This window comes from Pseudoxanthomonas sp. LARHCG66, assembly GCF_052871755.1.
Window position 1 is genome coordinate 141,990 of sequence record NZ_JBIXJW010000004.1, and the last position, 21,107, is coordinate 163,096.

Here is a 21,107-nt window from a genome sequence, read left to right on the forward strand (position 1 = left end):
GGCCGTGCGGTCGCGACTTACGTCGCTCCTACAGAAAGCCGCGTCCTCACCCGTGGAAATAGCCCTCGGCGATGGCCGAATGCAGCGAACTCAGGTGGACCTGGATCTGGTCCATGAAGGGTGCGGGATTGCGTGCCGCGAGTGACACCGGATCGGCATTGCGGGTCATGCCGATCAGGCGGTTGAGATGACGGTCCACGCCGGGGCGTGGGGGCATCGTAGGCAACACGCTCTGCGCGCGCGTCAGGCAGAACTGCACGCTGCGCGGGAACTCGTTGTTCTGCAGCAGGAAGCGCAGCGCCAGTTCGGCGGTGACGCGCTGGCGCACGTGGCGACGGAACATCTGGTAGCCGGCCAGCGAGCGCAGCACGCTCATCCACTGCATGTTCTGGAAGGCCTCGCGGTCATCCTCGTTGCGCGGCGTCACCAGGCCCGAGGCGCCGGCATCGATGATGCGGGTGGTCATATCGGCCTGTTCCAGTGCCGTGCCCAGGCGCAGGAACTGGTAGCCGATGTCGCGGCTTACGTTGGCGCTGAGCAGACCCGATACCTTCAGGCAGCCATCGATGATGCGATTGAGGAACTCGATGCGGTAACGCCGGCTCAGACTGCGCTCGCCGTGCGCGCCGATGTACAGGTGCAGATCGTTGATGGCTTCCCACACATCCTGCGGCAGGCTGTCGCGGATGCTGCGCAGGATCTCGCGCGCCGAATCCACCGACGTGCGCAGCGACGACGGATTGCGCTCGTCCAGCAGCAGGAAATGGATCACGTCCACGTCGGCGGCACCATGGCCGGCACCGGGATGGCATTCCTCGAAGTACGGCCCGGCGCCGACGGTGTCGATCATCGGCCGCCACGCGAAGCGGACGGAGCGCGGCATGTCCAGTTGCAGCTGACTGCCCACGCCTACCAGGCGCGCGGTGTTCTCCGCCCGCCGCACATAGCGGCTGAACCAGAACAGGTTGTCGGCGACGCGCGACAGCATCAGGCAGCCTCCTCGTCATGGTCGGACAGATCGACCACCCAGGTGTCCTTCGCGCCGCCGCCCTGCGATGAATTGACCACCAGCGAGCCCTTCACCATCGCCACGCGGGTCAGGCCACCCGTGGTGACGTAGGTGTCCTCGCGCGACAGGACGAAGGGCCGCAGGTCGATGTGGCGGGGTGATGGTCCCTGCTTGGTCACGATGGGCGCGGTGGACAGCGCCAGCGTGGGCTGCGCCATGTAGTTGCGCGGATTCGCCTCGATCAGCGCCTTGAACTTCTCGCGCTGGCGCTTGGTCGAGCGCGGGCCGATCAGCATGCCGTAACCGCCGGATTCGTTCGCCGGCTTCACCACCAGCTTCTCGATGTTCTCCAGCACGTACTTGCGTTCCTTCGCGTTGTGGCAAAGGTAGCTGGGCACATTGGGGAGGATGGGGTCCTCGTCGAGGTAGTACTTGATCATCTTCGGCACGTAGGCGAAGACCACCTTGTCGTCGGCCACGCCCGCGCCGGGCGCGTTCGCCAGCGCCACCTTGCCCGCGCGCCAGCTGCGGATCAGTCCCGGCACGCCGAGCACGGACTCGGGATGGAATACGTCCGGATCGATGAACAGGTCATCGACCCGGCGATAGATCACGTCCACGCGTTGCGGACCGTACACGGTCCGCATGTAGGTGCAGTCGTCATCGGCGACGAACAGATCGCTGCCTTCGACCAGCTCGATGCCCATGGCCTGCGCCAGGTACGCGTGCTCGAAGTACGCACTGTTGAACACGCCCGGTGTCAGCAGCGCGATGACGGGGGTGTTGCCGGGGCGTGGCGACAGCGCGGCCAGGGTGTCGTAAAGCTGGCTGGGATACTCGTCCACCGGCAGGATCGAACTGGTCTCGAACAGCTCCGGGAACACCCGCTTGGCCACCATGCGGTTTTCCAGCATGTAACTGACGCCCGAGGGGATGCGCAGGTTGTCCTCCAGCGCATACAGCGTGCCATCACCGTCGCGCACCAGGTCCGAACCGCAGATGTGCGCCCACACGCCCAGCGGCGGGGTGACGCCGACGCACTGCTCGCGGAAGTTCACCGAGTCCTTCAGCAGCATCGCCGGGAACACCTTGTCCTTGACGATCTGCTGCTTGCCGTAGATGTCGCCGATGAAGAGGTTCAGCGCGCGCATGCGCTGCTTCAGGCCGGCCTCGGTGCGTTGCCACTCGCTGAGCGGGATGATGCGCGGGATCAGGTCGAAAGGCAGCGTGCGGTCGACGTTGCGGCCATCCGAGTACACGGTGAAGGTGATGCCCTGCACGCGTGCCACCACGTCGGCGGCGAGTTGGCGTTCGGCCAGCTCGCGGCCGGACAGGCCCGCCAGGTACTCCACCAGCCGGCGTGCGGCCGGACGCGGCCGTCCATCGGCCTGGATGAGTTCGTCAAAGGTCGTGGTGCGGTACTTCGCCCAGTCCATTCGCCCTTTCCGTTGTCCCTGGCCGGCGCATCCGGCGAAGGGTGATGCGTCGCAACATGCACGCTAACCGTGCACGTCGTCAAGCTTCCGCAGCAGGGTGGATTCGACTCACATCCGCAGGCGTCGCGTTGCGCCATTCCGGTGCAAAGCAGGGAGAATGTCCGTCCCCGCACCGGAGTCCGCCATGCCCACCTCACGCCGCGTCGTCCTGGTCACCGGTGCCGCCCGCCGCGTGGGAGCGGCGATCGCGCGCCGGTTGCACGCCGATGGCTGGGATCTGGCCCTGCACTATCGCGCCTCGGCCAGCGACATGCAGGCCCTGATCGCAGAACTGGAAACCGCACGCGCCGGCAGCACGCTGAAGCTGCAGGCCGAGCTGACCGCCTTCGATCGCCTGCCCGAACTGGTGGCGAGGACCGTGGGCCATTACGGTCGCCTGGACGCGCTGGTCAACAACGCGTCGGCGTTCTATCCCACGCCGGCCGGCAGCGCCACGCCGGCGCAGTGGGAAGAGCTGTTCGCGGTCAATGCACGCGCGCCGTTCTTCCTGTCGCAGGCGGCGGCGCCGCACCTGCGCGCCGCACGCGGGGCGATCGTCAACATCGCCGACATCTATGCCGACAAGCCGCGTGCCGACCTGGCGGTGTACGCCGCATCCAAGGCGGCACTGCTGGCGGTGTCGCGCGGACTGGCTGTATCGCTGGCGCCGGAAGTGCGGGTGAACGCGGTTTCGCCGGGCGCCATCCTGTGGCCCGACGGCGGGATCGACCCCGGGATGCAATCCAACCTGCTGGCGCAGACGCCGCTGGGTCGCGTCGGGGATCCGGACGACATTGCCGGCACCGTGGCGTGGCTGCTGGGTGACTCAGCCAGCTACATCACCGGGCAGGTGGTCCGCGTGGACGGCGGGCGCGCGCTGGGCTAGGCGCGCACTGTCCTCCTGCCAAGCCTTGCGCAGTTCTGCACAGCGCGCACGGAACTCCATCGAGTACACGAATCCCTGGATAAGCGCGTACACATCATCGTGCTGCACCAGGCCGCGCATGGTGCGCTCGGAGCTGTCCAGCACCGCATCGGGAAGGTGGCCGAACTTCGCTCCACTCCACGCTGCCTCCAAGGGATTGAGCACCATGTAGGCCAGCCAGCGCCGACGGGAGGCATCCGGGTCCGCGCCCTGCTGGTCCGCATGGATCAACTGATCGAGCAGGCGCATGTTGTCGGGGTCCTGCAGGGCGGCCATGTCGATGTTGATCCAGGCGTCCTTGATGCCGCGGTCGTGCTCCATCCTCGCCGACCGCTTGCTCGCCCGGTGTACGGCGAGTGCGATGAAGGCCGTGACCACGATGTTCACGCCGGCCAGAACCACGTTGAGCCAGTCGGCGGTGATCATGCGAACTCCATGCGGGAAGGACTGGGAGGACTGCCGTGGTCCGGATGCGCGCGCCACAGCGAGGCCAGCGTTCGGCCACTGCGCGGATCGACCATGTCGGGCGCGATCTCGGCCAGTGGCAGCAGCACGAAGGCGTGCTTCAGCTCCTCGCGCGGCAGGCGCAGGTTGCCCGGCCCCTGCAGGACCAGATCGTCATAGAAGACGATATCGATGTCGAGCGTGCGGTCCGAGAAGCGCGGTCCGCTGCGGTCCCGGCCATGCGCGTCCTCCAGCGCATGCAGCCAATCGTTCAGCGCAAGCGGGTCGAGGTCGCTTTCCATCACGGCGGCGGCGTTGAGGAAATCCGTGCCGTCGAAACCGACGGAGCGCGTGCGGTAGACCGACGAGAAGCGGACCTCGCCGAAGCGTTCGCGCAGCGCGGCGACGGCGGCACGCAGGTGGCGTTCGGGCTCGATGTTGCTGCCCAGGCTCAGGTAAGCGGTTCCCATGACGTCAGGCCGGGCGTGTGCCGCGTTCGATATGCACGCCGACGTTGCGCGCACCGGTGACCGCACCGGGCTTGCTCAGCTTCAACCGTACCCAGGCCACACCGAATTCGTCGCGGATGATCGCCGCGCACTGTTCCGCGAGGGTCTCGACCAGACCGAAGCTCGCTTCCTCCACGAAGGAGATCAGTCGCTTCGACACCGCCTTGTAGTCCAGCGTGAGTGCGATGTCATCGCGCGCGGCGGGCACGCGGTTGTCGAATGCCATCTCCACGTCCAGCGCCACGGTCTGGCGGATCTCCCGCTCCCAGTCGTAGATGCCGATGACGGTCTCGATGCGCAGGTCTTCGATGAAAACGGTGTCCATGGATGAAAGCCGTGATGGGTGATGGGTGATCGGTGGGACACAGGCTACGTGGAGTCCCGGCTTTTACCAATCACGAATCACAAACTCCGAATCACGGGCGGCAGCGCCGCCATGTCCCAGCGCGGCACCACCTTCACTTCCGGCGTTTCATGCTGGCCCGCCTGCAGGCGCAACGCGCCAGCGAACGCGATCATCGCGCCGTTGTCGGTGCACAGCGACGGGCGCGGGAAGCATGCACGGCCACCGCGCTTCGCCGCGATCTCCTGCAGCTTGGCGCGCAGGCGCTTGTTGGCGCCCACGCCACCGGCGATGACGATGACATCGCTGCCGGCTGCGTCCAGTGCGCGTTCGCACTTGATCGCCAGCGTATCGACCACCGCATCCTCGAAGCCGCGCGCGATGTCGGCGCGGGTCTGTTCCGACTGGTCGCTGTCGCGCCAGGCCAGCAGTACCTGCGTCTTCAGGCCGGAGAAGCTGAAATCCAGACCCGGCCGGTCGGTCATCGGCCGGGCGAACCTGAACCTGCCAACGGTTCCCTGCTCGGCCAGCGCCGCCAGCTGCGGCCCGCCGGGGTACGGCAGACCCATCATCTTGGCCGTCTTGTCGAAGGCTTCGCCGGCCGCATCGTCCAGCGTTTCACCCAGCAGACGGTAGCGGCCGATGGCGTCCACCGCCACCAGCTGGGTATGGCCACCGGAGACCAGCAGGGCCACGAACGGCGGTTCCGGGGGGTCGTCCTCCATCAGGGGCGCCAGCAGGTGGCCTTCCATGTGGTGGACGCCGACGGCAGGCACGTCCAGCGCCCATGCCAGGGAGCGGGCCACCCCGGCCCCGACCAGCAGCGCGCCAACCAGTCCGGGCCCGGCGGTGTAGGCCACTCCGTCCAGATCGGCGGTGGTCATGCCCGCCTCGGCAAGGGTCTGCCGGATCAAGGGCAGCAGCTTCCGCACATGGTCGCGACTGGCCAGTTCCGGAACCACGCCGCCGTATTCGGCATGCAGGGCGATCTGGCTGTAGACCGTATGGGCGCGCAGGCCCACCGTGCCGGGCAGGCCGGTTTCGTAGACGGCCACGCCGGTTTCGTCGCAGCTGGTTTCGATGCCGAGGACTTTCATGACCGGGATCTGGGGCTCAGGGAGGGAGAGGGCAAGCCGGGCCGGTAGCGGGGTGGGTTGCAGCGCCGGAGGCAGCCGCTATAATACGCGGCTCACCCGGTATGCCCGGGCCGTTTACTTCACCGAGATTACGTATGCCCAGCGTCAAAGTCCGCGAAAACGAGCCGTTTGAGTTTGCGCTGCGTCGCTTCAAGCGCACCTGCGAAAAGGCCGGCGTCCTGGCCGAAACCCGCAAGCGCGAGTTCTACGAGAAGCCGACCCAGGAGCGCAAGCGCAAGGCCGCTGCTGCGGTGAAGCGTCAGCTGCGTCGCAGCTCGCGCGACGTCACCAAGCGCCAGCGCCTGTACTGAGCCGCGTCGCTTCGCAAGAAGCCGGCACGCGCGAGCGTCGCCGGCTTTTTGTGTTTTTGGCTTCCGGCCGCCCCACGCCTTCCCCGCCCCCATTCCCCCGGAGTACGCCATGTCCCTGAAACAGCAGCTCACCGATGACATGAAGGCCGCCATGAAGGCCGGCGAGAAAGACCGCCTGGCCGTCATCCGCCTGATCAACGCCGCCATCAAGCAGCGTGAAGTGGACGAGCGCATCGAACTGGACGACGCCGCCGTGCTGGCCGTGCTGGAGAAGATGGTCAAGCAGCGCAAGGATTCGGTGAGCCAGTTCGAAGCCGCCAGCCGCGAGGACCTGGCCGCCATCGAGCGTGCCGAGATCGTGGTGATCGAAGCCTACCTGCCGGCCAAGCTGGGCGAAGCCGAGATCCTGTCCGCCATCGAGGCCGCCATTGCCGAGACGGGCGCCACCGGTCCGGCCGACATGGGCAAGCTGATGGGCGTGCTGAAGCCACGCCTCGCTGGCCAGGCCGACATGGGCCAGGTCTCCGCGCTGATCAAGAAGAAGCTCGCGGGCTGAGCCCGCCGCGGGGCGCCAGGCATCCTGGCGCCTAGCCCCATCCGTGGCATCCTCGCGCCATGGATACCCCTGCCATCACCCTGCGCCCGGCCACCCGCGCCGACATCCCGCAGATCCTCGCCTTCATCCGCGGGCTGGCCGAGTACGAAAAACTCGCCCACGAGGCCGTCGCCACGCCCGCCCTGCTCGAAACCCACCTGTTCGGCGAACGTCCCGCCGCTGAAGTCGTGATCGCCGAGGCCGATGGCACGCCCGCCGGTTTCGCGCTGTTCTTCCACTCGTTTTCCACGTTCCTCGGCCAGCCCGGGCTGTACCTCGAGGACCTGTTCGTGTTGCCGCGCTACCGTGGATTCGGTCTCGGCAGGCGACTGATGGTGCATCTCGCACAGCTGGCCGTCGCACGTGGCTGCGGCCGCTTCGAATGGTCGGTACTGGACTGGAACGAACCCGCGATCCGCCTCTACCGCAGTCTGGGCGCGGTCGGTCTGGACGAATGGACGGTGCAACGCGTCAGTGGCGCCGCCTTGCACGCCCTCGCCGGCGCGGACGCATGAACACCACCGCCACGCAACCCTAACGCACCGCTGACACGGCGTACGCCACCCTCGGCGCATGCCCCGTCGAAACGACCTCGCCACCTTGCGCACGCTGGCACGCGATGCCGGCGAACGCGCCAACCGCAGCCTGCCCGTCGCGCTGGGCCGGCGCTTCATCGAGACCGACCTGATGACGCAGGCAGCGTCACTGTCGTTCTATGCGCTGCTGTCGCTTGCACCGCTGCTGGTCCTGTTGCTCTGGCTGATGGCCTCGCTCTACCCGCCGGCGCAACAGTCGCTGCTCGACCAGATTCACCAGCTGGCGGGCCCCAGCGCCGCCACGGTCGCCGAGACGGTGATCCGCAACGCCAGCGACCGGCCGGATGTGGGCTCGCTGGCGGGATGGTGGAGCACGGCGCTGCTGTTCGTCGGCGCCACCGTCGTGTTCGCGCAGCTGCAGGGCGCGCTGAACCTGATATTCCGCACCGATGCGCAGCGCCTCAACGGCCTGCCCGCATGGCTGATGAATCGGGTGTTCTCGCTCGGTGTCGTGCTGGCCATCGGCTTCCTGCTGATCGTGTCCATGATCGCCACCACCGCGCTGCAGGTGGTGTTCGCCCGGCTGCCTTCGCTGCTGCCCATGCTCGGCTACGCCACCACGCTGCTGCTGTACACGCTCGCATTCGCGTTCTTCTACCACTACCTGCCGGACCGGCGCGTCGCATGGCGGCAGGCATTCCTGGGCGGCGCCATCACCGCGGTGCTGTTCGCGACCGGCCGCTACCTGATCGGCCTGTACCTCGCCCAGGCCGCGCCCGGCAGCGCGTACGGTTCGATGGGGGCGCTGGTCCTGCTGCTGGTGTGGATCTACTACGCCAGCGTGGTGTTCTTCATCGGCGCGCTGCTCACGGCGGTCATCGATGAGCGGAGAGTGGGGAGGGACCAGTGAGGAAGGTGGGCGGTCGCTCGCTCCCCTCCACTCATTCCTTCCATCCGGCGCGCCTGCTGGTCATCCCGATACCGGGATTGAACGTGTTGGTCGGATCCAGTCGCCGGTAGAAATCGGCCAGCGGCGGCTTGGCGCGATAGAGGTGGCCGACGTTGTGTTCGGCCGGATACTCGGCGGCGCGGGCGTCCAGCAGGTCCCACAGGCGGTGCTCGACGGCCAGCGGATCCACGCCCTTCCTCACGATGTAGTCCTGGTGGAATACGTGGCAGAAGAAGTGCCCGTAGTACAGCCGCGCCACCATCGTGTCTGCGACGTCCACAGGCAATGCCTCCACCCAGTCGCGATCATCGCGACGGAGAGCGACATCCAGCGCGACAATGTCCTCCACCTGTGCACGATGCACGGCGCGGTAGCGCACCGCCGCACCCGCCACGGCGAAGCGCAGCAGGAAGGCCTTGCGTCCCTCGTCGGCATCGCAGGCGAAGAAACCGCCCGCGCGTGCGGCGAAGAAGTGTTCGAGGAACGCACGCGTGGCCTCCGCATCGCGCGTTGACACCTTGAGCAGCAGGTGATGCTCGAAACGGTCGCGGCAAGCACGCAGGCGCGGCGGCAGATGGTCCGGGAGCAGCGACGTCGCCGCCTGCAGCAGCCGGTCGGTCAGGCCTCCCAGGCCGATGCGTTCGCACCAGCCGTCCAGGCGGCTCTTCAGCGCGAAGGCCCCGGGCACCTTGTCGGTGCCAAAGCGTTCGATCAGCAGGAAGGTGTCCTTGCCATAGCGGTCGCCGATGTCGAACGCATCGCGATGAAGATACTCGCCCGAGATAGGCAGGCGTTCGAAGGCCGTCAGCATGTGCCGGCGCACCGCGGTGAGATCGTCCGGATCGTTGCTGCCGATGTAGAAGACCGACGCGGCCTCCTTCTCGAAGGTGTCCAGGCGCACGGCGAACACGGCCAATCGTCCTGCACAGCCGGACGCTTCATGCAGGCGCGAGGGATCGGCGTTGTAGCGGGCCGGGGTGGGCGCATCCACCAGCCGCACGTGCGCGGCATAATGCGGATCGGATGCCGCGCGCGCCTGGTCGCGGATGATGTCGCCCTGGCCGTAATCGCCCGCCTGCAGCCGCGACAGGATGTCTTCGGGCGTGTCGCCCAGCGCGATGCCGAGATGGTTGACCAGCTGCAGCCTGCCTTCCGCATTCACCTGCGCGAACAGGGCCAGTTCGGTATAAGCCGGCCCACGCCGCACCAGCGCCCCGCCTGAGTTGTTGCAGACGCCCCCCAGCACCGACGCCCCAATGCATGAAGAGCCGATCACCGAATGCGGCTCACGATCCAGCGGCGCAAGTACCTTCTCCAGTACATCCAGCGTCGCGCCCGGCAGGCAGACCACCTGCCGCCCTTCGTCGATCAGCTGCACGCCGGTCAGGCGCAGGGTGCTGACCAGGACGATGCCGCGATCGTAGTCGTCGCCATCAGGCGTGGAGCCGCCGGTCAGGCCCGTGTTGGCCGCCTGCATCAGCACGATGCGGCCCGCGTCCACCACCGCCTGCAGCACCCGCCACAGTTCCAGCAGCGTGCCGGGGCGCACGGCCGCGAGCACCGGCCCCTCGCCGAAGCGGTAACCGCGCCGGAAACGTCGCGTGGCGCGGGCGCTGGTCAGCACATGGGAAGTCCCGACCGCACTGCGCAACCGGGCCAGCAGGGCGTCATCGGAAGAGGGGTCGAAGGACATGTACCGCATGGTAACGCGCCCCGACGGTGTGCCGGCCCGGCATGGCATCCTATGTGGCCCATGGCCCGCATCCCCGACGCCTTCATCGACGAACTGCTCGCCCGGACGGATATCGTCGAGGTGGTCGGCGCGCGCGTGCCATTGAAGCGACAGGGCAAGGAATACTCCGCGTGCTGCCCGTTCCACGATGAACGTTCGCCATCGTTCACGGTCTCGCCGACCAAGCAGTTCTACCACTGCTTCGGCTGCGGCGCGCACGGCACCGCGCTGTCGTTCCTGATCAACTACGATCGCCTCGAGTTCCTGGATGCCGTGGAGGAACTGGCGCGCCGCAGTGGCATGGAAGTGCCACGCGAAACGCAGCAACGGAACGAGAACAACGATACCCGCGATCTGTTCAACGCCCTCGAAGCCGCCGCACGCTTCTTCCAGCGCAATCTCGACACCAGCGAGAAGGCGAAGACCTATCTCGATGGCCGCGGCGTGGATGCGGCGATCCGCACGCAGTTCATGATCGGCTACGCGCCGGATGGCTACTCCGCGCTGAAGGATGCACTGGGCACCGACGAGCGCCGGATGAAGCTGCTCGACCGCGCCGGCCTGTTCTCGAAGAACGATCGCGGCCACGTCTACGACAAGTTCCGTGACCGGGTGATGTTCCCCATCCACGATCGCCGCGGTCGCGTGATCGCGTTCGGCGGCCGCGTGCTGCAGAAGGACGACGGACCGAAGTACCTCAACTCGCCGGAGACCGCGCTGTTCCACAAGGGCCGCGAGCTGTACGGCCTGTGGCAGGTGAAGCAGGCCAACCAGAAGATCGCGCGGCTGGTGGTGGTGGAGGGCTACATGGACGTGGTGTCGCTGTTCCAGTTCGGCGTGAAGGAAGCCGTCGCCACGCTGGGCACCGCGACCACGCCCGAGCATGCCGAGTTGCTGTTCCGCAATGCGCCGGACGTGTACTTCTGTTTCGACGGCGATGCGGCCGGCCAGCGTGCCGCATGGCGAGCGCTGGAATCGGTGCTGCCGCGCATGAAGGACGGACGGCAGGCGTTCTTCCTGTTCCTGCCCGATGGCGAGGATCCCGACACCATCGTGCGGCAGGAGGGCGCGGCTGGCTTCGACGCACGCCTGCAACAGGCGATGCCGCTGTCGGAATTCTTCTTCGAAGAGATGGGCAAGGACATCAAACTGTCCACGCTCGACGGCAAGGCGCGCCTCGCGGAACGCGCGCGGCCGTTGCTGGCGCAGATCCCCGACGGCGCGTTCGGCGACCTGATGCGGCAGCGCCTCACCGAGATCACCGGCGTGGGCGCCGGCAACACGGCACCGACCGCGCCGCTGCCTGCACGCCGTCCTGCGCCGTCACAGGCCGGCCAGAAACCGAGCCTCGTGCGCAGCATGATCGTGCGACTCCTGCACAAGCCGGCGCTGGCGTTGTCGATCGAATCCACGCATGGCTTCTCGGCGTTGCGGCTGGCAGGCATGGACCTGCTGCTGGAGGTGATCGCGCTGGTGCACGCGCGGCCCGATATCACCACCGGGGCGCTGCTGGAGCACTTCGCCGAGCGCGAGGAGGTCGTCGCGCTGCAGAAACTGGCGATGCAGGAACTGCCCGGCGACGAAGACAACTGGCGTCTCGAAGTCCTCGATGCCGCCGTGCAACTGGAGAAGCAGATGCTGCAGCAGCGTCTGGACGAACTCCAGGCCAAGCAGCGCAGCATGGGTCTGGACGAAGCCGACAAGTACGAACTGCGAACCCTGCTGCAGGCCCGCATCGGCCGCCACTGAGGAGTCCGTGATGACACGTTTCGCGTTTTGCCTGTTCGCCACGCTGCTGTGCGGCACCTCGTTCTCCACACTGGCGGCGGAATTCACCCAGCCGCGTCCCGGCCTGCATACCGGCGGCCAGCCCGCGCTGGATGATCTTGCCCGCTTGCGTGCGCAGGGCGTCCGCACGGTGATCGACCTGCGCGGATCGCAGGAGGAACGGGGCTACGACGAGGCCGCTGAAGCGCGCCGCCTGGGCATGGAATACGTTGCGATGCCCATCGCCGGCAAGGACGACCTCACGCCGGAAAACGCCAAGGCATTGTACGCCCTGCTGAAACAAAGGGAAGGTGAGGTGTTGCTGCATTGCGCCTCGGGCAATCGCGTCGGCGCCCTGCTCGCCCTCGGCGCTGCCCAGGTTGACGGTGCATCGACGGAAGAAGCCCTCGCGCTGGGTCGCGCGGCAGGGTTGAAGTCGCTGGAGCCGGCGGTGGTGGAGCGGCTGGCACCGCCGAAGCAGACAGGGAATACGACTGCCGACTGACCCCCTCTCCGTGGGAGCGACGTAAGTCGCTATCGCTTTTCGATGAGGTCTCAGATGCCTTGAGTGCCCAGTCTTCGGCATCACGACTTGCGTCGCTCCCACACAGGAAGATCGATCGCCCCGAGCTATCCCGCCGGCACGAACTCGATACCGGCAGCCGAGGCGGCCGGTTGCAGCAGCGGCATCACCCAGTGGTCCACCAGCAGGAACGCGAACAGCGCCATCAGGTAGACGATCGAGTAGTTGAACACGCGCATGGCGAAGAACTCGTCCGGTGGATCGAGCAGGCGCCACGCGTACCAGAGGAACACCGCGCCCAGCACCAGCGCGCCGCCCAGGTAGAAGAAACCGCTCATGCCGAATACCACCGGCAGCACGGTCACTTCGACCAGCAGCACCGTGTAGAACAGGATCTGCCAGCGCGTATAGGTCACGCCGTGCGTCACCGGCAGCATCGGCACCAGCGCGCGCGCGTAGTCCTCGCGACGGAAGATCGCCAGTGCCCAGAAATGCGGCGGCGTCCACACGAAGATGATCAGCACCAGCAGCAGCGCGTGCGGCCAGTCCCACTCGCCCTGCATGCCGGTCATCGTGGCCCAGCCGAGCAGTGGCGGTGCTGCGCCGGCGATGCCGCCGATGACGATGTTCTGCGGCGTGGCGCGCTTGAGGAACACGGTGTAGATCACCGCGTAGCCGATCAGCGAAGCGAAGGTCAGGATCGCGGTGATCGTGTTGACCCACAGCACCAGGATGGCCATCGACAGCGCGGCAAGCGCGAGCGCGAACACCAGCGCCTGCCACGGCTTCACCTGGCCCTGCACCAGCGGGCGCCATGAGGTGCGCGCCATCTTCGCGTCGATGCGCGCATCCAGCAGCTGGTTGATGGCGGCCGCGCTGGAAGCCGCCAGCCAGATGCCGAGGAAACCCAACCCGCCGCGCAACACCTGCGCGCCGTCGGGCAGGCCATCGATGGCGAGGAACATGCCGACGATGGCCGTGAACACGATCAGCGCCACCACGCGCGGCTTGGTCAACGCCCAGTACTGGCGGAACGTCGAGGCCATGTCAGTCGGGCCTGCGCAGGCGCGCGGTCAGCGATACGAGGGTGAACAGCAGCAGTACCGCGCCACCGTTGTGCGCCACCGCGACCGGCAGCGGCAGGTTGAGCTTCACGTTGAGGATGCCCAGCGTGACCTGCGCGGTGATCAGCACCAGCAGCGTCAACGCCCAGCTGCGCATGCCCGGCGTGCGGAACAGGCGCCACGCGAGCGCCAGCACATAGAACGCCACCACGACCGCCATGATGCGGTGGGTCATCTGGATCGCGATGCGCGAAGCGCCATCCAGCACGCCGCCCTCATAGTCCACGCCGATGCCGCGCCACAGTACGAAGCCCTCGCCGAAATCCGCCGGCGGCCACCACTGGCCGACGCACTTCGGGAAATCCAGTCCGCAGGCCAGCGCCGCGTAGTTCGCGCTGACCCAGCCACCGAGCGCGATCTGGATGCCGAGCAGCACCAGGCCGCCGATCAGCCAGCGACGCAGCACGGTCGCGTCGGCCAGCGTGATCGGCCGGTCGGTCGCGCGCCACGCCATCCACACCAGCAACGAGAAGGTGGTCAGCCCGCCGATCAGATGGCCCATCACCACGATGGGCTTGAGCAGCCAGGTCACCGTCCACATACCCAGCAGCGCCTGGAAGATGATCACCGCCAGCGTCAGCGCGCCCGCGCGTGCCAGGTCGATGTTGGACCAGCGCAGCGCGGCGAGCAGCAGGATCGCTTCGCCGAGGATCGCGAGCGCTGAAGCCGCGCCGTGTTGGCCATGCATGTACAGCGGGATGGCCGCGCCGACCAGGCCGGCGGCGACCAGGATCTGCGCGATGCCCCAGCGCCGGCGGCGTGCAGCAAGCAGTGCGAGCACCAGCACCAGCACGCCCAGCGAGGCGGCGATGTGGCGGTGCACCTGCTCGCGCCATGCCTTGTGCGTCTCGAACGGCCGGATGTCGCTGGCCGCGTGCGAGGCCGCTTCGTTCACCGCGCCCGGCCATGCGGCCCGGCCATAGCAGGTGGGCCAGTCGGGGCAGCTCAGGCCGGCATCGGACAGGCGCACGAAGGCGCCGAACACCACGACGCACAGCGTCAGGGCGACCGCCAGCCAGGCGATTCTATGGAAATGTCGGTAGATCACGGGACGTGCGACAGCGTTCATCATCGTCTGCAGTTCGGGCGAGCGCTCAGATGAGCTTGATCAGTTTCGAGACATCCGTGCGCAGGCCGGCCGGATCGAAGCCCGGGGCATAGCGCAGGATCACGAAACCGTGCGGGTCGATCACGTACACAGGCGTGCCCGCCGGGTCGTCCACCTGCGGCAGCAGGCCACGCAACGGGTCATCCGAGCGCACCAGGCGCAGTGCGCTGTGCTTCGGCGCCCCATCCGGGTAGTCGCCGACCCACAGGATGTCGACTTCGTCGGCGTTGTGGCCGAACAGCTGCCACACCTTGTCCAGGTCCTGCGCCAGTTTCAGGCAAGCCTCCGCACACCCCGGTGCCGGCGCGGCGACGATGCGCCAGCGGCGTTCGGCAGGCTTCCAGTCGTAGGCGCTGCCGTCCGCGAGCATCGGCGCGATGCTTCGCGCGTCCGCAGGCGGCTGCAACATCAAACCGTGGTTCTTGTGCGTCGCCGGCTGCCAGCCGGAGAAGCGCAGGATGCCCGCACCGAACACGGTGCCGAAGAACAGGGCGAACAGGGCGACGAGCATCCACCGCCCGCGACGCCGCTGGGCGGGATCGAATGGTTTTGGGTCCATGGACGTCATTTTCTCACGCCCGGGCGATCATTGCCCCTCTGGCAACGCCGGGCGACACCGACCAGCTGGCGAAGCCTCTTGAAGACCGTTCGGAGCGGACCTGTCGATCCACGCTCTTTGCGATTCCCTGCAGGACCTGTCCACCCGGCACTTACAAGCCCTTTCGCGTGCCTCTCCGACTGCGCCAGGTCAGCAGCAGCGCGGTGACCAGCACCGCACCGGCCAACCCGAACCACTGCACCGCGTAGCCGATGTGGCGCTCCGGCGGCAGCGTATTGGGCAGGACGTCGAGGTCGCGGGCATAGCCCAGCGGCAGGTCCGGGTCCAGCTTCAGCAGGCGGGGCGCCAATGCCGGCAGCTGCAGTGCCTGCGCCAGCTCCTCACGCTGCAGCGCGATCACCAGCAGACTGCCGTCGGCTTGCACGGCGGGCGGCGCCTGCGCGATGCCTTCCGACGGCGGCGGCACCAGCAGTCCCGACAGGCGTCGCCGACCGGCCACCGGTGCCACGGCCGGCATCGCGCGGTTTCCCGGCACGGGCAACCAGCCCAGTTCCACCAGCAAGGGGGCGGCGTCGACGGGTTGGAAGACGCGATACGCGCGCACGCCGGGCTGCCGGTCGCGCGTCTGGTTGTCGAGCAGGATCGCCGGTCCTGACAGGAACTCGCCTTCGCCACCGGCCCAGTCGTAGGACTGCGTGCGGCCCGCATCTTCCGCCAGTGCCAGCGGCTGCGGGCGACGCTCCGCGAGTACGCGCGCGGTCTCCGCCAGCATGGCCTCCTTCTGCTCGGCCCGGCCCCACTGCCAGGCGCCCAGGCTGCAGAACAGCGACATGGCCAGCACGGCCAGCGTCCAACCGACCGGCAGCGGCATGTGCCGGCTCACGCACTGCGTCCGAATGTCGCACCCACCTTCGGCTCACCCCGGGGGAGCGATAATGCGCGCCTCACCGCCCGGGCCCCGTCGAGGACGCCATGAACGATTCGCTGAAAACCCTGCTGATCATCGCCTTCCTCATCCTCATCGTCTGGAACCTGGGCGCGGGCCTGTACTACATGCTGGTGGACAAGGGCGAAAGCAAGCGCACCGTCAATGCGCTGACCCGTCGCATAGCGCTGTCCGTGGGCCTGATCCTGCTGGTCGTCCTGGCCATCTACATGGGATGGATCACCCCGCACGGGGTCAATCCCGGCTGACGCCGTGAGGCGTGGAACGCGATTCCTGGTTCGCAGAAGCAAAAAAGCGACGGGCTTCCGTCGCTTTTTGCTGGATACGGCGTTCGCTGTCGCGAATCACGAATCCCGGATCACCTGTCCCGTCCCTTACAGCACGTAGACGAACAGGAACAGGCCCAGCCACACCACGTCCACGAAGTGCCAGTACCACGCCACGGCCTCGAAGCCGAAGTGGTTGTCCTTGGTGAAGTGGCCCTTGGCGCAGCGGAACCAGATGATCGCCAGCATGATGGTGCCCAGCGTCACATGCAGGCCGTGGAAGCCGGTCAGCATAAAGAACGTGGAGCCGTAGATGCCCGAGCCCAGCGTCAGGTTCAGTTCCTTGTAGGCGTGGATGTACTCCTCGGCCTGGAAGAACAGGAACACGCAACCCAGCAGCACCGTGGCGCCCAGCCAGATCAGCAGCTGGCTGCGGTTGCCGGCCTTCAGCGCATGGTGCGCGATGGTGATGGTCACGCCCGAGGTCAGCAGGATCAGCGTGTTGAGCAGCGGCAGGCCCCACGCGGGGATGGTCTGGAACTGGCCACCCACCTGACCGGGACCCGCGCTCGGCCACGCGGCCGAGAAGCCTTCCCACAGCAGGCTGTTGGTCATCACGCCGTCGCCTTCGCCACCCAGCCACGGCAACGCCAGCGTGCGGGCATAGAACAGCGCGCCGAAGAACGCAGCGAAGAACATCACTTCCGAGAAGATGAACCACACCATGCCCATGCGGAACGACACGTCCACCTGGCGGTTGTAGTGGCCGCTGACCGATTCGCGGATCACGTCGCCGAACCACATGAACAGCGTGGCGCACAGCATCACCACGCCCGTATAGAAGACCCACATGCCCCAGGCCGCGTCATTGAGCCAGCTGGCCACGCCCACCATGGTGACGAACATGGCGATGGAGCCCACGAACGGCCACTTGGAGCTGTGCGGCACGAAGTAGATGTTGGCGTCTGGCGATTGGGCTTGTGCCATGGCGTTGTTTCCGTTGCGTAAGACGTGGTCAGGGTGCCGCGAGCGGCGAGGGCGACGCGTTGCCCGTGCCGATCTGCGCGGTCAGTGCGTCGTTCTTGAAGAAGGTATAGGACAGGGTGATGGTCTTCACTTCCGCCGGCAGGTCCGGGTCCACGATGAAGTGGACCGGCATGTCGCGGCTTTCGCCGGCCTGCAGGGTCTGGGCCGTGAAGCAGAAGCACTCGGTCTTGGTGAAATAGCCCGAGGCGCGGGCCGGCGCCACCGACGGCACCGCGCTGCCGACGACGGCGCGCTCACTGTCGTTGCGGGCGAAATACTTCGCCTCGTACAGCTCGCCGGGCACCACTTCCATGGTCAGCTGTTCCGGCCGGAACGCCCACGGCAGCTTGGAGTTGACGCCACCATCGAACTGCACGGTCACCGTGCGCGCGACCTTGGTCGCCGCCGCGGCGGCCACCTGGCCGGGCCCTTGCTCCAGGCGGATGCCGAATACCTTCTCGCAGGCGATGCGGTACAGCGGCACCAGCGAGAACGTCAGCACGAACACCGCCACCGCCACGCCCACCAGCTTGAACAGCCCGGCCGAGTTGGACTTGGCCGCGCTCATGCGCTCAACACCGCGCGGCCGATGAAGGCCACGAAGATCGCGAACGCGATGCCGCCGATCACCCACGCCGTCCGCAGCACCGCCTTGCGGCGGCGCGCGAGTTCCTCGGGAGTCAGCACGGGGGCGTTCATGGCGCGATGCTCGGCCGTCTCAGTGCGTCACGTCGCCGTGCGCCAGGTCGCCGTCCTTGATGACCGGCGGCGTGGTGAACGTGTGGTGCGGCGCGGGCGACGGCACGGTCCATTCCAGGCCCTTCGCGTTTTCCCACGCACGCGCTTCGGCCTTCTTGCCGCTGCGCAGCGAAGACCACAGGATCGCGGCCATGATGAACGGCGTCAGGAACATGCCGAACGCACCGATCGAGCTGATGAAGTTCCAGTCCGCGAACACCGGGTTGTAGTCCGGGATGCGGCGCGGCATGCCGGCCAGGCCCAGGAAGTGCTGCGGGAAGAACAGCAGGTTGACGAACACGATCGTCCACCAGAAATGGAACTTGCCCCAGAACTCGTTGTACATGCGGCCGGTCCACTTCGGCCACCAGTAGTAGGTGGCGGCGATGATGGAGAACAGCGCGCCGGTCACCAGCACGTAGTGGAAGTGCGCCACCACGAAGTAGGTGTCGTGGTACTGGAAGTCGGCCGGCACGATCGCCAGCATCAGTCCGGAGAAGCCGCCGATGGTGAACAGGATCACGAAGCCCACGGCCCACAGCATCGGCGTCTCGAAGGACAGCGAGCCCTTCCACATCGTGCTGACCCAGTTGAACACCTTCACGCCGGTCGGGATGGCGATCAGCATGGTGGCGAACATGAAGTAGATCTCGCCACCCAGCGGCATGCCCACCGTGAACATGTGGTGCGCCCACACGATGAACGACAGGAACGCGATCGAGGCGGTCGCGTACACCATGGCCTGGTAGCCGAACAACGGCTTGCGGCTGAAGGTCGGGATGATTTCCGACACCACGCCGAACGCCGGCAGGATCATGATGTAGACCTCGGGGTGACCGAAGAACCAGAAGATGTGCTGGTACATCACCGGGTCGCCGCCGCCGGCCGCGTTGAAGAAGCTGGTGCCGAAGAACTTGTCGGTCAGCAGCATGGTCACCGCGCCCGCCAGCACCGGCATCACCGCGATCAGCAAGAACGCGGTGATCAACCAGGTCCAGCAGAAGATCGGCATCTTCAGCAGGTCGATGCCCGGTGCGCGCATGTTGAGCACCGTGGCGATGATGTTGATCGCGCCCATGATCGAGCTGACGCCCATCATGTGGATGGCGAAGATGGTCAGCGCCACGTTCGCGCCGCCCTGCAGCGACAGCGGCGGGTACAGCGTCCAGCCACCGGCCGGCGCGCCGCCCGGCAGGAACAGCGAGCTCAGCAGCAGGGTGAAGGCGAACGGCATGATCCAGAAGGACCAGTTGTTCATGCGCGGCAGCGCCATGTCCGGCGCGCCCACCTGCAGCGGGATCATCCAGTTGGCCAGGCCGACGAACGCCGGCATCACGCCACCGAAGATCATGACCAGCGCATGCACCGTGGTCATCTGGTTGAAGAACTCGGGGCTGACCAGCTGCAGGCCCGGCACCATCAGCTCGGCACGGATCACCACCGACATGCCCGCGCCGATGATGAACATGATGAAGCTGAAGATCAGGTAGAGCGTGCCGATGTCCTTGTGGTTCGTGGAGAAGAACCACCGCTCGATGAAGCTCTGCTGGTGACCGTGGTGATCGTCATGATGATCGACGGCGGTGTTGGCCATGTGCGTAATCTCTTGCAGCTGATGCGGGCGGTCGATCAACCCTGCGCCGACGGCGCGGGGGTCTCGGCGGTGGGGGCGGCGTCAACGGCCGGGGCCGTCGTGGCGTCGGCCGGCGCGGCCTCTTCCACCGGCGCGGCCGGGGCGGGGGCGGCAGCCGGGGCGGGCTTCTTCGAGGCCAGCCACTGCTCGTACTCGGCCTTCGGCACCGCCTTCACGACGATCGGCATGAAGCCGTGGTCCTTGCCGCACAGCTCGGCGCACTGGCCGCGGTAGATGCCCGGTTCCTTGATGTCGGTCCAGGCCTCGTTGACGATGCCCGGGATGGCGTCCTGCTTCCAGCCCAGCGCCGGCACCCACCACGCGTGGATGACATCGTCGGCGGTGATCACGAAGCGGATCTTGGTGTTGGTGGGCAGCACCAGCTGGTTGTCGACGTCCAGCAGGTAGTGCGGGTGCGCCTTGATCTCTTCCTGCGTCGTCGCCTTGTTCTGGCGCAGGCGGTCGGACTCGCGGTCCAGGCGGCTGGTGAATTCCACGCCCTCGCCCAGGTATTCGTACTTCCACATCCACTGGTAGCCGGTGACCTTGACGGTCATCTCGGAATCGCGGGTGTCGTACATGGCGATCAGCTTGGCGGTCGCCGGCCAGGCCATGACCACCAGGATCAGCACCGGGATGACGGTCCAGATGATCTCGGCCGTGGTGTTGTGGCTGAACTGTGCCGGCACCGCGCCCTTGGAATGGCGGAACTTGAACATCGCGTAGCCCATCGCACCGAACACGATGATGCCGATGACGATGCAGACCCACAGCGCGATCATGTGCGCGTCATAGGCATGCTGCGACGACGCCGTCACGCCCTTGCCCATGTTCAGCTGCCACGGCTTCGGGTCCGCCGACTGCGCCCAGGCCAGCGCCGGCATTGCCAGCAGCGTGCACGCCGTCATCAACCGCTTCCACATCCCATTCACTTGCGTCATTGCCTAGACCCCAATGCGTCATCGGTTGCGGCCACTCGCGGCCGCCAGTAAATCCTGCAATCTGTCCGCCAGCTCCCGGCGTTCGGCCGGCCCCAGGAAGTTGCCCACCTGGACCTGCCTGCCGCTGGAGGCCAGCGAAATCCTTTCGCCATCCCGCTCGATGCACAGACGCACCCAATAGGGATGCGCCCGGAACACCGCCCCTGACACGGAGGTGGTGACCTCCACCGCGTCCGGACCGATGCTGATGTCTTCCCTCCGGTCGCCACTGCGCCACAGCACGCGCAGCGCCGTGGCCAGGATGGCCGAATGAAGCAATGCAAAAGCCGGGGCGAAGGCATTGCCTCCCCACCAGCCCAGCATGGCGACGATCCACATCGCGCCCGACAGCGCCACGAACAACATCACGAACTGGCGGCGCGTCAGCGCCCGCGGCGGCCGCAGCCTGAGCTGCGCGCCGTGTCCGTCCCACGATGACGGCACCACTTCGATCATGTCGCCCGCCACACGAT

General features: G+C 66.9%; 25 protein-coding genes. 8 read left to right on the plus strand and 17 right to left on the minus strand.

Annotated features, from left to right (window positions below; all coding sequences use genetic code 11):
* Window positions 1–46: 46 nt before the first annotated feature.
* Both ACIPRS_RS13400 and ACIPRS_RS13405 read right to left on the minus strand, forming a co-directional pair.
* Window positions 47–988: an alpha-E domain-containing protein gene (locus ACIPRS_RS13400; RefSeq protein ID WP_337732429.1), complete on the minus strand. Its 942-nt coding sequence runs from the start codon at window positions 986–988 to the stop codon at window positions 47–49.
* Window positions 988–2,445, minus strand: coding sequence for a circularly permuted type 2 ATP-grasp protein (locus ACIPRS_RS13405; protein WP_337732430.1), 1,458 nt, complete (start codon window positions 2,443–2,445; stop codon window positions 988–990). Before ACIPRS_RS13405 ends, ACIPRS_RS13400 begins: the two co-directional genes overlap by 1 nt.
* Before the next feature lie 184 nt (window positions 2,446–2,629).
* Between ACIPRS_RS13405 and ACIPRS_RS13410 the strand changes: the two genes are divergently transcribed.
* Window positions 2,630–3,370: a pteridine reductase gene (locus ACIPRS_RS13410; RefSeq protein ID WP_446538887.1), complete on the plus strand. Its 741-nt coding sequence runs from the start codon at window positions 2,630–2,632 to the stop codon at window positions 3,368–3,370.
* On the opposite strand, the gene ACIPRS_RS13415 is transcribed toward ACIPRS_RS13410, so the two are convergent.
* The 4 genes from ACIPRS_RS13415 to tsaD all read right to left on the minus strand — a co-directional run bounded on the left by ACIPRS_RS13415 (window position 3,311) and on the right by tsaD (window position 5,802).
* Entirely contained in the window at window positions 3,311–3,835 is a 525-nt protein-coding gene (locus tag ACIPRS_RS13415) for a hypothetical protein (protein WP_337732432.1), read from the minus strand. The two genes, ACIPRS_RS13410 and ACIPRS_RS13415, sit on opposite strands and share 60 nt — an antisense overlap.
* Window positions 3,832–4,323 carry a 2-amino-4-hydroxy-6-hydroxymethyldihydropteridine diphosphokinase gene (gene folK / locus ACIPRS_RS13420; protein ID WP_446538888.1) on the minus strand — a complete coding sequence of 164 codons (492 nt, stop codon included), beginning with the start codon at window positions 4,321–4,323 and terminating at the stop codon, window positions 3,832–3,834. The genes ACIPRS_RS13415 and folK overlap by 4 nt, the downstream gene beginning before the upstream one ends.
* A gap of 4 nt (window positions 4,324–4,327) precedes the next feature.
* Complete coding sequence (folB, locus tag ACIPRS_RS13425) at window positions 4,328–4,687, minus strand: dihydroneopterin aldolase (protein ID WP_446538889.1); 360 nt, start codon at window positions 4,685–4,687, stop codon at window positions 4,328–4,330.
* A gap of 77 nt (window positions 4,688–4,764) precedes the next feature.
* The gene (gene tsaD / locus ACIPRS_RS13430; protein ID WP_446538890.1) at window positions 4,765–5,802 is read right to left on the minus strand and encodes a tRNA (adenosine(37)-N6)-threonylcarbamoyltransferase complex transferase subunit TsaD; all 1,038 of its coding nucleotides are present in this window, start codon (window positions 5,800–5,802) and stop codon (window positions 4,765–4,767) included.
* 134 nt (window positions 5,803–5,936) lie between these two features.
* On the opposite strand from tsaD, the gene rpsU reads away from it, so the two are divergent.
* The 4 genes from rpsU to ACIPRS_RS13450 all read left to right on the plus strand — a co-directional run bounded on the left by rpsU (window position 5,937) and on the right by ACIPRS_RS13450 (window position 8,193).
* Entirely contained in the window at window positions 5,937–6,152 is a 216-nt protein-coding gene (rpsU, locus tag ACIPRS_RS13435; RefSeq protein ID WP_002808376.1) for a 30S ribosomal protein S21, read from the plus strand.
* Window positions 6,153–6,261: 109 nt separating this feature from the next.
* Complete coding sequence (locus tag ACIPRS_RS13440; protein ID WP_337732437.1) at window positions 6,262–6,708, plus strand: GatB/YqeY domain-containing protein; 447 nt, start codon at window positions 6,262–6,264, stop codon at window positions 6,706–6,708.
* A 59-nt stretch (window positions 6,709–6,767) separates the two neighbouring features.
* On the plus strand, window positions 6,768–7,262 hold the full coding sequence (locus tag ACIPRS_RS13445) for a GNAT family N-acetyltransferase (protein ID WP_192199760.1): 495 nt from the start codon (window positions 6,768–6,770) through the stop codon (window positions 7,260–7,262).
* 58 nt (window positions 7,263–7,320) lie between these two features.
* Window positions 7,321–8,193: a YihY/virulence factor BrkB family protein gene (locus ACIPRS_RS13450; protein ID WP_446538891.1), complete on the plus strand. Its 873-nt coding sequence runs from the start codon at window positions 7,321–7,323 to the stop codon at window positions 8,191–8,193.
* Between the two features lie 31 nt (window positions 8,194–8,224).
* On the opposite strand, the gene dld is transcribed toward ACIPRS_RS13450, so the two are convergent.
* A complete protein-coding gene (dld, locus tag ACIPRS_RS13455; RefSeq protein WP_446539105.1) occupies window positions 8,225–9,925 on the minus strand; it encodes a D-lactate dehydrogenase in 1,701 nt (566 codons plus the stop codon).
* 60 nt (window positions 9,926–9,985) lie between these two features.
* Between dld and dnaG the strand changes: the two genes are divergently transcribed.
* Window positions 9,986–11,713 (plus strand): DNA primase, encoded by a 1,728-nt coding sequence (gene dnaG, locus ACIPRS_RS13460; RefSeq protein WP_192199757.1) that lies wholly within the window; start codon window positions 9,986–9,988, stop codon window positions 11,711–11,713.
* A 10-nt stretch (window positions 11,714–11,723) separates the two neighbouring features.
* The gene (locus ACIPRS_RS13465; protein ID WP_446538892.1) at window positions 11,724–12,236 is read left to right on the plus strand and encodes a beta-lactamase hydrolase domain-containing protein; all 513 of its coding nucleotides are present in this window, start codon (window positions 11,724–11,726) and stop codon (window positions 12,234–12,236) included.
* A 125-nt stretch (window positions 12,237–12,361) separates the two neighbouring features.
* Here the strand turns inward: ACIPRS_RS13465 and cyoE are convergent, their stop codons facing one another.
* The 4 genes from cyoE to ACIPRS_RS13485 all read right to left on the minus strand — a co-directional run bounded on the left by cyoE (window position 12,362) and on the right by ACIPRS_RS13485 (window position 15,928).
* Window positions 12,362–13,300 (minus strand): heme o synthase, encoded by a 939-nt coding sequence (cyoE, locus tag ACIPRS_RS13470; RefSeq protein WP_337732441.1) that lies wholly within the window; start codon window positions 13,298–13,300, stop codon window positions 12,362–12,364.
* Between the two features lies 1 nt (window position 13,301).
* Entirely contained in the window at window positions 13,302–14,447 is a 1,146-nt protein-coding gene (locus tag ACIPRS_RS13475) for a COX15/CtaA family protein (RefSeq protein ID WP_446538893.1), read from the minus strand.
* 25 nt (window positions 14,448–14,472) lie between these two features.
* A complete protein-coding gene (locus tag ACIPRS_RS13480) occupies window positions 14,473–15,054 on the minus strand; it encodes a hypothetical protein (RefSeq protein WP_446538894.1) in 582 nt (193 codons plus the stop codon).
* A gap of 142 nt (window positions 15,055–15,196) precedes the next feature.
* Window positions 15,197–15,928 carry an SURF1 family protein gene (locus ACIPRS_RS13485; protein WP_446538895.1) on the minus strand — a complete coding sequence of 244 codons (732 nt, stop codon included), beginning with the start codon at window positions 15,926–15,928 and terminating at the stop codon, window positions 15,197–15,199.
* Window positions 15,929–16,017: 89 nt separating this feature from the next.
* Here ACIPRS_RS13485 and ACIPRS_RS13490 point away from each other — a divergent pair, with 89 nt between their 5' ends.
* Entirely contained in the window at window positions 16,018–16,239 is a 222-nt protein-coding gene (locus ACIPRS_RS13490) for a twin transmembrane helix small protein (protein WP_192199751.1), read from the plus strand.
* Window positions 16,240–16,365: 126 nt separating this feature from the next.
* Here the strand turns inward: ACIPRS_RS13490 and ACIPRS_RS13495 are convergent, their stop codons facing one another.
* Genes ACIPRS_RS13495 through ACIPRS_RS13520 form a run of 6 tightly spaced genes read right to left on the minus strand, consistent with a single transcriptional unit; the run spans window position 16,366 to window position 21,090 of the window.
* On the minus strand, window positions 16,366–17,244 hold the full coding sequence (locus ACIPRS_RS13495) for a cytochrome c oxidase subunit 3 (RefSeq protein WP_192199750.1): 879 nt from the start codon (window positions 17,242–17,244) through the stop codon (window positions 16,366–16,368).
* Window positions 17,245–17,272: 28 nt separating this feature from the next.
* The gene (locus ACIPRS_RS13500) at window positions 17,273–17,851 is read right to left on the minus strand and encodes a cytochrome c oxidase assembly protein (RefSeq protein ID WP_446538896.1); all 579 of its coding nucleotides are present in this window, start codon (window positions 17,849–17,851) and stop codon (window positions 17,273–17,275) included.
* On the minus strand, window positions 17,848–17,982 hold the full coding sequence (locus ACIPRS_RS13505; protein ID WP_255431468.1) for a hypothetical protein: 135 nt from the start codon (window positions 17,980–17,982) through the stop codon (window positions 17,848–17,850). The genes ACIPRS_RS13500 and ACIPRS_RS13505 overlap by 4 nt, the downstream gene beginning before the upstream one ends.
* Before the next feature lie 19 nt (window positions 17,983–18,001).
* A complete protein-coding gene (gene ctaD, locus ACIPRS_RS13510; protein ID WP_337732446.1) occupies window positions 18,002–19,615 on the minus strand; it encodes a cytochrome c oxidase subunit I in 1,614 nt (537 codons plus the stop codon).
* Between the two features lie 35 nt (window positions 19,616–19,650).
* Entirely contained in the window at window positions 19,651–20,595 is a 945-nt protein-coding gene (gene coxB, locus ACIPRS_RS13515; protein ID WP_337732447.1) for a cytochrome c oxidase subunit II, read from the minus strand.
* Between the two features lie 18 nt (window positions 20,596–20,613).
* Window positions 20,614–21,090, minus strand: a complete 477-nt coding sequence (locus ACIPRS_RS13520; protein ID WP_337732448.1) for a DUF2244 domain-containing protein — start codon at window positions 21,088–21,090, stop codon at window positions 20,614–20,616.
* Window positions 21,091–21,107 lie beyond the last annotated feature (17 nt).